Origin of the sequence: Pseudoruegeria sp. SK021, assembly GCF_002119405.1 — a bacterium.
Lineage (GTDB): Bacteria > Pseudomonadota > Alphaproteobacteria > Rhodobacterales > Rhodobacteraceae > Meridianimarinicoccus.
The window spans coordinates 44663-56501 of record NZ_MTBG01000023.1; the positions used below are offsets into that span (position 1 = coordinate 44663).

Annotated in this window: 12 protein-coding genes; 6 read left to right on the plus strand and 6 right to left on the minus strand. The window is 62.9% G+C overall.

All coding sequences use genetic code 11. The features are described 5' to 3' along the window. Nucleotides 1-9: 9 nt before the first annotated feature. From BV911_RS13535 to cobA, 3 genes are read right to left on the minus strand one after another with little or no spacing between them, the layout of a single operon-like run. A complete protein-coding gene (locus tag BV911_RS13535) occupies nt 10-1242 on the minus strand; it encodes an MFS transporter (RefSeq protein WP_086054156.1) in 1233 nt (410 codons plus the stop codon). Continuing rightward, nucleotides 1239-2573: a cobyrinate a,c-diamide synthase gene (locus BV911_RS13540; RefSeq protein ID WP_086054157.1), complete on the minus strand. Its 1335-nt coding sequence runs from the start codon at nt 2571-2573 to the stop codon at nt 1239-1241. The genes BV911_RS13535 and BV911_RS13540 overlap by 4 nt, the downstream gene beginning before the upstream one ends. Then, nucleotides 2570-3439, minus strand: coding sequence for a uroporphyrinogen-III C-methyltransferase (gene cobA / locus BV911_RS13545; protein ID WP_086054158.1), 870 nt, complete (start codon nt 3437-3439; stop codon nt 2570-2572). The genes BV911_RS13540 and cobA overlap by 4 nt, the downstream gene beginning before the upstream one ends. Before the next feature lie 104 nt (nt 3440-3543). On the opposite strand from cobA, the gene BV911_RS13550 reads away from it, so the two are divergent. The 5 genes from BV911_RS13550 to BV911_RS13570 all read left to right on the plus strand — a co-directional run bounded on the left by BV911_RS13550 (nt 3544) and on the right by BV911_RS13570 (nt 7425). Beyond that, the gene (locus tag BV911_RS13550) at nt 3544-4602 is read left to right on the plus strand and encodes a cobalt-precorrin-5B (C(1))-methyltransferase (protein ID WP_086054159.1); all 1059 of its coding nucleotides are present in this window, start codon (nt 3544-3546) and stop codon (nt 4600-4602) included. Then, a complete protein-coding gene (locus tag BV911_RS13555; RefSeq protein ID WP_086054160.1) occupies nt 4599-5333 on the plus strand; it encodes a cobalt-precorrin-6A reductase in 735 nt (244 codons plus the stop codon). Before BV911_RS13550 ends, BV911_RS13555 begins: the two co-directional genes overlap by 4 nt. After that, nucleotides 5333-5962, plus strand: coding sequence for a DNA-3-methyladenine glycosylase (locus BV911_RS13560; protein ID WP_086054161.1), 630 nt, complete (start codon nt 5333-5335; stop codon nt 5960-5962). The genes BV911_RS13555 and BV911_RS13560 overlap by 1 nt, the downstream gene beginning before the upstream one ends. Then, nucleotides 5959-6633 carry an alpha/beta hydrolase gene (locus tag BV911_RS13565; protein ID WP_086054162.1) on the plus strand — a complete coding sequence of 225 codons (675 nt, stop codon included), beginning with the start codon at nt 5959-5961 and terminating at the stop codon, nt 6631-6633. The genes BV911_RS13560 and BV911_RS13565 overlap by 4 nt, the downstream gene beginning before the upstream one ends. A 207-nt stretch (nt 6634-6840) precedes the next feature. Continuing rightward, complete coding sequence (locus BV911_RS13570) at nt 6841-7425, plus strand: HNH endonuclease (RefSeq protein WP_086054163.1); 585 nt, start codon at nt 6841-6843, stop codon at nt 7423-7425. Between the two features lie 340 nt (nt 7426-7765). On the opposite strand, the gene BV911_RS13580 is transcribed toward BV911_RS13570, so the two are convergent. From BV911_RS13580 to BV911_RS13590, 3 genes are read right to left on the minus strand one after another with little or no spacing between them, the layout of a single operon-like run. Beyond that, nucleotides 7766-8533 (minus strand): ABC transporter ATP-binding protein, encoded by a 768-nt coding sequence (locus BV911_RS13580; protein ID WP_086054165.1) that lies wholly within the window; start codon nt 8531-8533, stop codon nt 7766-7768. Continuing rightward, nucleotides 8527-9588, minus strand: a complete 1062-nt coding sequence (locus tag BV911_RS13585) for an iron ABC transporter permease (protein WP_086054166.1) — start codon at nt 9586-9588, stop codon at nt 8527-8529. The genes BV911_RS13580 and BV911_RS13585 overlap by 7 nt, the downstream gene beginning before the upstream one ends. A 43-nt stretch (nt 9589-9631) precedes the next feature. Next, nucleotides 9632-10768 carry an ABC transporter substrate-binding protein gene (locus BV911_RS13590; RefSeq protein ID WP_086054167.1) on the minus strand — a complete coding sequence of 379 codons (1137 nt, stop codon included), beginning with the start codon at nt 10766-10768 and terminating at the stop codon, nt 9632-9634. A gap of 123 nt (nt 10769-10891) precedes the next feature. Between BV911_RS13590 and BV911_RS13595 the strand changes: the two genes are divergently transcribed. Continuing rightward, entirely contained in the window at nt 10892-11653 is a 762-nt protein-coding gene (locus tag BV911_RS13595) for a class I SAM-dependent methyltransferase (RefSeq protein WP_086054168.1), read from the plus strand. Nucleotides 11654-11839 lie beyond the last annotated feature (186 nt).

Here is an 11839-nt window from a genome sequence, read left to right on the forward strand (position 1 = left end):
GGTTTCGCCTTACTTGGCGGCGCTGCGCGGGCCACGGAAGCTGAGCCAGATCAAAGCGCCGCCAGCCAGCGTTAGGAACGGGATCATCGCGATGTTGACCGCGCTCCAGCCGGCGACAACGCTGCCGCTGGAACAGTTCATCAAGCCACCCGAGGCCAGCGACGCAACGGTGACGCAGCCAAAAACCACCAGATCGTTTAAGCCTTGGACCCGGCCACGTTCCTCAGGCCGGTGCGCCGAGGCCAGTAACGAGGTTGCGCCGATAAAGCCGAAATTCCAGCCGATACCGAGCAGGATCAGGGCGACGAAGAAATGCTCCAACTCGACACCGCTGAGGGCGACGGCCCCCGCGGCTGCGAGAATGGCCAGACCCAGCGCCATGATCCGGGTGGTGCCAAACCGCGCGATCAGGTGGCCGGTGAAGAACGAGGGAACTGTCATGGCCAGCACATGCGCCGTGACCACATCTGCGGCTGAGCCGTTCGAGAAGCCGCAGCCGACGACCGCCAGCGGGGTCGAGGTCATCACCAAGTTCATCAGCGCGTAGGAAACCATGCCGCAGATCATCGCAACCGCAATGGTCGGATCGCGCAGCAATTCGCGCCGGGTCCGGGCTTTGGCGGCGTCGGCGCTTGGCGGCAAGGGGGTGGGGATGTCGAGCAGGAAAAACAGGCTCATACCCACGAGGTTGATCGCCGCTGCCGCAAGGTATGAGCCGACGAAGGGCACCACCATGGCATCTGCGGTCAGCTTGACCAGTTGTGGGCCGATAATGGCGGCCACCAAGCCGCCTGCCAGAACATAGCTGATCGCTTTTGGCTGGAAGGCGTCGCTGGCGGTATCGGCGGCGGCAAAGCGGTAAAAGCCCTGCGCCGACATATAAATGCCGGTTAGGTAGCTGCCCAAAAGGAACAGCGGAAACGATCCGAGAACCAATCCCGCAGCCGCGATCAACGCCCCCAGCATCCCGCCAGTGGCACCAATGACAAAGCCGGTGCGGCGTCCCCAGCGCTGCATGACGGCACTTAGCCACGGGGCAGTGGTCATGGACCCGAAGACGATCATCGAGATCGGCAGGGTCGCAAGGCAGGGGTTGGGGGCCAGCATCTGTCCGGCCAGACCGCCCATCACGAAGATCAGGGGCATCTGGGCGCCGAGCAACGCCTGACAGGCCACCAGCACGGCGACATTGCGTTTCGCGCGGCGGGCATCGGGCGGGGGTATGTCACTGATCGCGGTCATGATTTGCTGTCTACGCCGGGTTCTGTTGCGTGGAAAGAGGCCGCAGTGGCGCAGTCGATCACATGGGCAAAAGACCCCATGACCCGTCGATCACGCAGACCCATGTCGGGCAGGGTTGCCCCGGTTGCGTCCCACGCGGAAAACAGCGGCGTCCCTTGGGCCAGCATTGTCGTGGCGTAGTGAAATTCATGGCCAGTCCAGTGTCCCTGCAACGGCCCCGCATCGCAGCGAAGGTGGCGGTAGCCTAAATGCAGTTTCCGGGCGGCAAAGCTGGTCTCAAGGTTCAGCAGTCCGGCCATTCGATGCCGGGTGCCGTTTGCGTCGATCAGCCCATGTCCTAGCGTCATATACCCGCCGCATTCGCCGTAGATGATGCTGCCGGCCGATGCGGCATGGCGCAGGCTCGACAAGAACCGCTCTGCTGCGGCCAACGGGCCGGCGTGAAGTTCGGGGTAGCCGCCGGGAAGAAAGACAAACTCGGCCGGGGGAACCGGGTCATTGGCGAGGGGTGAGAACGGCATCAGACTGGCACCCGCCGCCCGCCAATCGGCCAGAAGATGGGGATAGGCGAAGCCAAAGGCGGTGTCCTGCGCGATGGCGATGGTCTGGGCCGGGGGGGGCATCCGTGCGGCGGGGGCCGCTGCCGCAAGGGGGGCGGCTAGCGCGGTGATCTGGTCAAGGTCCAGATGCGCGGCGACCTGATCCGCCGCAAGATCAAGAAACCGGGCGATGTCCGGGCGTTCGGTGGCCTGTACCAGCCCCAGATGGCGCGACGGGGTGGCCAGATCGGGCAGGCGCGGCAAGGCCCCCAGAACCGGCAGGCCGAGGGGGGCAAGGGCGCGGCGCAGCATGGCGTCGTGGCGCGGGCTACCCACACGGTTCAGGATGACCCCTGCGATCTGGACTGTGGGATCAAACCGGGCGAACCCGGCGACCAGCGGCGCGACAGATTGCGCCATGCGGGCGGCATCGACAATCAGCAGCACAGGCAGGCGAAGGTGTCGCGCCAGATCCGCCGTCGCGCCGCGCCCATCGGGAGGCGCGCCATCAAACAGCCCCATCGCCCCTTCGATCACCAACAGGCCGGGACCGGCAGCAAGGGCAGACAGACGCGCGGGCGACATCGCCCAAGCGTCGAGGTTGAGGCAAGGGGCAGCGGACGCTGCTTCCAGAAAGCGGGGATCGATATAGTCTGGGCCGCTTTTGGCACCGCGCACGTCCAGACCGCGCCGCGCCAGCGCCCGCAGCAGCCCCAAGGTGACCGTGGTCTTGCCGCTGCCCGATGACGGCGCGGCAAGGATCAGGCCGCGGCCCACATCCGCCGGTTTCATGGCGTTTCAGCCGGGCGTCCACGCCCAAGGGGGTCGGGGTCGCGCGGGGCCAGTCCCGCAGCCAGACCTTGCCAATCCAGCGCTTGGCGCAGGGTCACTGCCCGTCCGACACAGATCACGGCGGGGGGCTCTATGCCCGAGGCGGCAATGTCGGCTTCGGCCCGGGCCAGCGTTGTCTCCAGCACAAACTGATCGGGGGTCGTGGCAGAGACCACCACCCCGACCGGATCGTTCGGATCCCGCCCGCCCGCAATCAGTTGTGCCGCGATCCGGCCAATATGCTTCATGCCCATATAGATCACGATGATCTGAGCGGCGCGGGCCAGCGCGGGCCAGTCCAGCGCGCTGGGGGTTTCGCCGGTCTGGTCATGCCCGGTGACGAAGGCGACGCTTTGATTGACGTCGCGATGTGTGACGGGAATGCCGGCATAGGCCAGCCCGCCGATGCCGGCGGTAATGCCGGGCACGATCCGAATCGGGACGCCTTGCTGGATCAGGGTCTGCGCCTCTTCGCCGCCGCGTCCAAAGACGAACGGATCGCCGCCCTTTAGGCGCAGGACACGCTTGCCTTCGCGGCTAAGCGCCACCAGCTTGAGGGAAATGTCGCGTTGTTGCGGCGAGGGCTTGCCGCCGCGTTTTCCAGCATAAATCCGCTCGGCGTCGGGCCGGGCCCATGTCAGCAGGTCGGTATTGACCAAGGCGTCGTGGACAATGACGTCGGCCTGCCGCAGGGCGTTCAATCCGTGCAAGGTCAGCAAGCCGGGATCACCGGGGCCAGCGCCGCAAAGCCAGACCCAACCGGGCAGCAGCTCGGGCCAGTCACAGTCAGGAAGCGTCGGAGCGGAGAGGGGGGCTGATTCGTCCATCCCCCTTCTATGCCGCCATTCCACCGCAGGAAAAAGTGCTGCTGCACGCGGGCGCGGGGCAGGGCCGTCATTGCGCGTGCCCGGGGCAGGTCTATAGTCGTGCCATGACAACCGCTGATCTTCCTGTGTTGCGCCGTGGCTGGACCACTGGCGCCTGTGCCACCGCCGCCGCCAAAGGTGCGCTGCTGCGGCTGTGGGGCGGGACGTTCCCGGCCGAGGTGGGTCTGATCTTGCCGCGCGGCGAGACCCCGGTCTGGCCATTGGTTGACATGGCCGCTGGGCCCGATTGGGCGGAATGCGGCGTGATTAAGGATGCCGGGGATGATCCGGACGTGACCCACGGGGCGCTGATCCGGGTCCGGGCGCGAGCGGCGGGAACCGGCGTCACCTTTCGCGCCGGTGACGGGGTCGGGACCGTGACCTTGCCGGGACTACCGGTCCCGGTGGGTGAGCCCGCGATCAACCCGGTGCCGCGCCGGATGATGACGGAGATGGTGGCCGAACTGGCACAGCGATTTGGCCGGGTGCCGGATATCGAACTGACGGTCAGCATCCCCGGGGGGGCTGCACTGGCGGAAAAGACATGGAACCCGCGGCTGGGGATCGAAGGTGGCCTGTCGATCTTGGGGACGACCGGAGTGGTTCGGCCCTTTTCCTGCGCGGCGTGGATCGCCTCGATCCATCGCGGGATTGACGTGGCGGTTGCCAATGGCTTGCCGCATGTGGCGGGCTGCACTGGCGCCACCAGTGAAACAGCGGTGCAGCGGCTGTATGGCTTGCCGGATCATGCCATGCTGGACATGGGGGATTTTGCGGGCGGGTTGATAAAATACTTGGCGCGTCACCCGGTGGCGCGACTGACCATTGGCGGCGGCTTTGCCAAGCTGACCAAGCTGGCGCAGGGGGCGCGGGATCTGCATTCTAAACGTGGTCAGGTGGATTTCGCCGCCTTGTCCGCGCTTTCGGTGGCGGCGGGGCTTCCCTCTGTTGCCGATGCAAACACAGCCATGGAAGCGTTGCAACGCGCTGGGCCGCCTCTTGCCGGGCTAGTGGCCAAGGAGGCGTGCCAAGCGGTGGGCGAACTGCTTCGGGATGCGCCGGTGACAGTAGACGTGGTGGTTGTTGACCGGGCTGGGGCCATTGTGGGGCGCGCGGGCGGATGACGACGGTGCTGTTACTGGCGGGCACTGCCGAGGCCCGGATGCTGGCCGCAGCGATGGCCGACATGCCAGGCGTGCGCGGGATCGCGTCGCTTGCGGGCGCCACACGGCACCCTGAGCCGCTGGCGCTGCCGACCCGGATCGGTGGCTTCGGCGGCGATGCGGGATTTGCCGCGTTTTTGGACGCGCAGGGCATTGATGCAGTGCTGGACGCGACGCACCCGTTCGCGGCCCGCATCTCGGCCCGCAGTTGGGCGATCTGCCGGGATCGCGGGCTACCCTATCTGCAAGTGCTGCGCCCGGCCTGGCATCCGGGACTGGGCGACCGTTGGACGATGATCGCGGACGAGGCCGAGGCGACACGCCACATTCGCCGCCCGGCCACGGTTTTTCTGGCCACGGGCCGGCAGACATTGGCGCATTTCGCGGCCCTGTCAGACTGCCGGTTGTACTGCCGCCAGATCGATGCGCCCGAGGTGCCGTTTCCTTTTGCCAATGGCGCGTTTCTGATCGGCCGGCCCCCGTTTTCGGTGCCGGATGAGGCGGCGTTGTTTTCACGGCTGAAGATTGACTGGCTGGTAGTCAAAAATGCTGGCGGTCAGCCCAGCCGTTCAAAGCTGGATGCGGCGCGGCAGATTGGCCTGCCGGTTCTGATGATCGCGCGTCCATCGGCGACCGGGGCACCAGAGGTGGAGACGGTGGCGGCGGCCTTACAGTGGCTCAGGCAGAGGTGATGACCGAACGGACCATCACGACACCGGCCTGTGTGGCCGAGGGGGCGGCGTATTTGGCCGTGATCGAGCCGCGGTTTGCGGCGGCCCTGCGCCTGACCGGTCCCTTGCCGTTGCGCCGCCGTCCCGACGGATTTGAGCAGCTTCTGAGTGCCATTATCAGCCAGCAGGTTTCGGTCGCATCGGCGGCGGCCATTTGGGGGCGGATGGGCGTGGCGCGGCTGACCGGACCGCGCAAGATCCAAGCGGCGAGCGACGATGACCTGCGGGCCTGTGGCCTATCCCGACAAAAGATCCGCTATGCGCGGGCGCTGGCCGAGGCTCGCCTTGATTATGCGGCCTTGCGCGAGGCGACCAGCGATCAGGTGATCGCAACGCTGGTTCAAGTGCCGGGGATCGGGCGCTGGACGGCCGAGGTGTATGCGATGCTGTCCCTTGGCCGGGCGGATGTGTTTTGCCCCGGGGACTTGGCCCTGCAAGAGGCCGCGCGGAGCCTGTTCGCCTTGGACGCACGCCCGACCGAGGCCGCCCTGCGCGCCCGGGCCGCGGCTTGGGCACCATGGCGGGCGGTTGCGGCCCGTCTGCTCTGGGCCTACTACCGGGTCGACAAGGAACGGGAAGGGATCAGATGACACGGGCACTGGATTCGCGCAGACGCGCCAGCTTTTCGGGGCAGACCGATTCTGTGGTTGTATTCTTGCACGGCTATGGCGCCGATGGGGCCGACCTGTTGGGGCTGGCCGATCAACTTGGCCCGCATTTGCCGGGAACGGTGTTTGTGGCCCCGAATGCCCCGGAAGTTTGCGTTGGCAACCCGATGGGCTTTCAATGGTTCCCGATCCCATGGATTGACGGGTCCAGCGAAGAAGAATCGATGACCGGAATGCAGGCGGCGGTGGCCGACCTGCAAGCCTATCTGGATGATATCATCGACGAAGAAGGGATCACGGCGGATCGTCTGATTTTGGTTGGCTTTTCCCAAGGAACGATGATGAGCCTGCACGTCGCCCCCAGACGGGACGATGAACTGGCCGGTGTGGTTGGATTTTCAGGCCGCCTTCTGGACCCTGAGTCGTTGGAAGACGAGGTGCAGTCGCGCCCCGAGATCCTGTTGGTGCATGGCGATCAGGATGAGGTGGTGCCGCCGCAATCCTTGCCTGAGGCGGCCAATGCGCTGACAGCAGCCGGATTTCAGGTCTATGTCCACGTCATGAAGGGCACGGGCCATGGCATTGCGCCGGACGGATTGGGACTGGCACTAGCCTTTATGCGCAATCGTCTTGGGCTGGACGAGGCCGAGTAAAGCGGCCCGGCATCCTCCCGGGTGTAAAATGCCCGAAAAGTGGTCATATTCGCGTCATATTCCCCCTCTATCCTACCTGTATGGCAGTCCCCGCATCGTGCGGGGGTTGTCAGGCGCAAAACGCCATATATAGTTTGAGATATTGCTGGGGCGGGTCGTCTCGCTCTGGGTCCATCACGGACACCAAGGGCAGGGAAGACGTTACGCATGAAAGCCGAATTCCGAACGAGTTTTGTCAGAGAGCCACATGGGCTGAAACACCATCCGGCACTGGTGTTGAATGCAGATTATCGGCCTTTATCGTATTATCCCCTCTCGCTTTGGCCGTGGCAGGAGGCGATCAAAGCGGCCTATCTGGATCGGGTCGACATTCTGGCCGAATATGATCAGTCCGTCCGCAGCCCGACCACCGAGATACGAATACCGTCGGTCGTCGTGCTAAGAGAATACGTTAAACCCCAAAAGCGCGTGGCCTTCACGCGCTTTAATCTTTTTTTGAGAGACGAGTTTTCCTGCCAATATTGCGGTGAGAAGGGGGATCTGACCTTTGATCACGTCATTCCCCGGGCGCGCGGCGGTGTGACCAGTTGGGAAAACGTCGTGGCAGCCTGCGGCACCTGCAACCTGCACAAAGGCTCGAAAAGCCTGCGGCAAGCTGGGGTCAGCCTACGCAAGCCGCCACGCCAACCATCGGCCGCGGAACTTCAGAACATGGGGCGGCGATTTCCACCGAACTTCCTGCACACCAGTTGGATTGATTTTCTGTACTGGGATCAGGAACTGGAAGAATAGCATTGCGGCGCGATGACGGTTGAAATGCACCCGTAAAAGTCACCCTACGGGCATTTCTGATGATCCATGTCTCGCATCGGATTTACAGAGATTTTCGGTGCCACTTGTGCTTGTTCAGATGGCTGATCTCGCGCTCGAAGGTCGGACGTGTGAATGCGCTGCAATCCCGCTTTTTAGCCTCAGAAAGGCAATATCTGCGCCGCCGAGACGCTGGAAACGGCCCTTCAGTCTCAATCCCACGCAGCTCGCTTTGTTGGACGCAGCCTCGCACAAGTTCTTCATTCTTTTGGGGAAGGTCACGTATCGGCAGGTGAAGTAGAGCGTCTGTAGTCAGCGGCGATCAGACTTGAAATTCCACTGGCGAAGGCCCGTCGACGATCATCATCGGACAGCCGCGGGAACACCGCTCTACGCGGCTGTCGATGCCGTAAAGCTGACGGATCAAGTCAGGCGTCAGCACTTCGAGGGTCGGCCCGGTCGCGATGATCCGGCCGCCGGCCAAGGCGATCGTCGTCGTGCAGGACCGCATAACCTGATTCAGATCGTGGACCGCCAGGACGACCACGGCCCCCGTTTCCGCCGCGTATTGCCGCAAAGCCTCGAGGATTTCGAACTGCCGATAGAGATCGAGCGCGGAGGTCGGTTCGTCCATCAGCACGACCTTGGGCCGGGTGACCAGCGTTTGGGCGATGGACACGGATTGCCGCTGTCCGCCCGATAGATCCGGTAATTGCTGTTCGGCCAAGTGGGCAATCCCAAAGCGGTGTAGCACATCGTCCACTGCCGTAAGCTCGCTTGGCGTCAGCCGCCATCCGCCTTTGCCCTGCTTCAACGCAAGGATGACGGACTCATAGACCGTCAGCGCCGCGGTCATGGCCGTATCTTGTGGCATATAGCGCAGATCGCTTTCCGTGGCGCCGGAAAGTCGAATGGCGCCAGCGCCGCGCAGTTGCCCGGCGATCCGCCGAAACAAGGTGGACTTCCCGGCGGCGTTCGCCCCCACCAGTGCCGTCAGCACCCCGCCTTCGATCCATGGGGACGAGGCGTCAGACAGGACCTCGCGTTGACCATAGCGCGCACCAAGCTGTTCCAGCGCCAGTTTTACCATGATTTTCGTCCCTTCGTGAGGATCAGCACCATGAAGAAGGGCACGCCCACCAATGCGGTAATCACGCCGATTGGCAGGACTGCGCCCGGCAGCAGCGCTTTGGAGAGGACCGAGGTGGCCGACAGGATCGCAGCCCCCGCCAACATCGCCCCGGGCAGGAAGAATCGCTGGTCCTCGCCAAGAAGCAACCGCGCTACATGCGGTCCGACGATGCCGATGAATCCAATGGTGCCGACGAAGGACACGGGCACGGCCGCCAAGAGCGAGACCAGGAATAGGGCTTCCAAACGAAGTCGCTTGACCGGTACGCCCATTGCGGCGGCGCGGGTTTCGCCCAGACGGATGGCGGTCAGTGCCCAAGCGCGACGGGCAAAGAGCGGCGCACAGATCGCCAGAATAACTGCCGTGACCGCAACTTTGCCCCAGGTGGCCTTGGTTAAACTGCCCATGGTCCAGAAGACCACGGCAGACAGCGCTTGTTCCGAGGCGAAGTACTGCAAAAGCGCCAGTGCCGCGTTGAAGGTAAAGACCAGCGCGATACCCAGAAGGACAATGGTTTCTACTGTTACGCCGCGCAAGGTCGAGAGGCCGAAGATCAGCAGGGCGGCGGCCATGGCCATGGCGAAGGCATTGACCGGCACCATTAGCCAGAGCGCCGCGGGAAACAGTGCCACCCCCAACACCATGGCCAATGCCGCGCCGAAACTGGCCGCCGCCGACAGGCCCAAGGTAAAGGGGCTGGCCAGCGGGTTGGCAAGGATGGTCTGCATCTGCGCCCCAGCCAGTGACAGGCTGGCCCCCACGGTAACGGCCAGAAGGGCCATCGGCATCCTGATATCCCAGATCACCACGCGCATCTGAAGGTCAGCTGCGCCCGGTGCAAGAATGGTCCGGAATACGTCAGATATGGCATAGCGTGCAGGGCCGAGCGACACATCGATGGCGACGGACAACACAAGAAGGCCAGCCAGCCCGGCCAGAACGACAAGTCGACGTGCGACCCGTCCACGATAGTTTCCTGCATGTAGGGCAGGTTCGGTTGCTACGCTTGACATGCGGCCCTCATGCAACGGGCGGGTTCTTGGCTGACCATCGACTTCAGTTGGTCTCGACGCTGTCCAAGGACACCCAATACCCGGGACGGTAATCGACGGGCAGGAACCGCGCGTGCAATTCTGCCAGTGTCGCCTCTGGGTCGAGGTCCATAAACAGGTCCGGATGGAGCCACTTGGCCAGTTGCTGAACCGCAACAAAGCTGTAGGGCGTGTTGTAGAACTGGTGCCAAATCGCATGGACTTGGCCCGTCTCCACTGCCTTGACGCCGGTGAATGCCGGACGCTCCATCAGAGCGGCAAGTTTACGGCGAGCTTCATTTGCGTCAGCGCCGGGACCCACTGGGACCCAGGCACCGCCGGGAACATAGGCTTCCCAATTGCCGCCAGTCGCGATGATCTGGTCTGGGTCAGATGCGATGATCTGCTCGGGATTGACCGTGCCAAAAGTGCCCGGGATGAACGGCGACGCCATGTTCTCGCCGCCCGCCAATTCGACAAAACGACCGAAGTTGGCATTGCCGAAAGACATGCAGCAATCCTCGGAATATCCCGCGGCACGTTCAACGAAAGTCAGCGGTCGGTCGAGATCGGTCTGCGCCTCAATCACGTCGATAACGCGGGCCATTTGTGCCGCGTAGAAGTCATTGAATTCTGCGGCACGATCGTCTTCGCCGAAGAGCGTTCCGATAATTTCCATTGACTGCGGCGTATGCTCAAACGGCTTTTCGCGGAAATCAACATAGACGATCGGAATGCCAACCTTGGCCAATTTTTCCTCGTATCCCGCCTCTTCCGTAGCCTGCTTGGCCTCGAGGTTCATCAGCATGACATCCGGGTTCAGCGCCACGGCCTGTTCGATGTCAAACGTGCCGTCCTTGAAGCCGCCAAACGTCGGGACGTCGGTGAGCTGGGGGAACTTCTCGACATAGGCGTCATAGCTTTCGGGCGAGGCTTGCTTCAGATCATCGCGCCAACCCACCACGCGCTCGAACGGGTTCTCCCCGTCGAGAACAGACGTGAAGAACACCTGCCGACCTTCGCCAAGGATCACCCGCTGAACCGGCGCATCAACTGTAACCTTGCGACCAGCAATATCGGTCAGGGTGATGGGGTCGGCTTGCACAAGGCTGGCGGCGATTAGGCTCAGCGCGGAGGCGCCGAGATAGGCACGAAGGGTCATTACAGGAACCTCGTTAAAATGAATGTACGGCTCCAGTAAGGAGACCTAGTATTTTAGTCAACATTAATATTGACAAAATTACTCGGGAATTTAATGACGACGAAAGTCATTCGGAGGGGCGTTATGCCTGCAACATTCAACACCAACCGCGATCTGCGCGATGATATCCAAGATTATTGGTCCGACCGTGCTGCGACCTTTGATAACGATCCCGGCCACAAGATCGCGGACGGTGATGAGATGGCGGCGTGGCGGACACTGTTCCAGCGTCATCTGGGGGCTGGAGATGGTCGACGCCTGCTTGATCTTGCGTCCGGCACCGGTGAGATTGCGCGGCTGTGCCAAGGCATGGGGTTCGAAGTGACCGGCCTCGATTGGTCCGAGCCCATGCTCGAAAGGGCGCGCGCCAAACTGCCCGGTGTCAGATTCCTGCAAGCGGATGCCGAATGGACCATGCTGCCCGACAACAGCATGGATGTAATCGTCACCCGCCATTTGGTCTGGACCCTTGTCGACCCCCTCACAGCATTCGCGGAATGGCACAGGGTATTGGCACCGGGAGGGCAACTGCTGATCGTGGATGGCGATTTTGTCTCGAAAAGTTGGCTGTCCAAGGTGTTGGGACGCCTTGCGCCGGCGAAATCCCATAGTCCCCTCTCGCGGCACCACGAAATCCTATCGCGCGTCCACTTTTCCAACGGCGCGAGGGCCGAGGAGGTTGCCCGACTGCTCAGCCAGTCTGGCTTCGCGAATTTGACCGTGGACACGAACATGAGGGCGATTCACCGGGCACAGTCTTCGCAGTTGGGCTGGCAAAAATCGCTCCTGCGACGGTGGGAACATCGCTACGCGGTTTGTGCAAGTAAGCCTGCCGAGCAAAAGTGATCTTTTTTCGCCACCTTCCAGATGTTTGACCCCAGGGTGACTCTGTTGCACAAATCAGCTGACGAACGGTTCTCCCCTTTCCCGAGACGGATTTATCCCACGGCTGTCGTGACAGGGATGCCAAGGGCGGTGTAGCCGTTCAGGATCGCAATGCGCACCTGAACCTCAGCGACTTGGCGGTCAAAG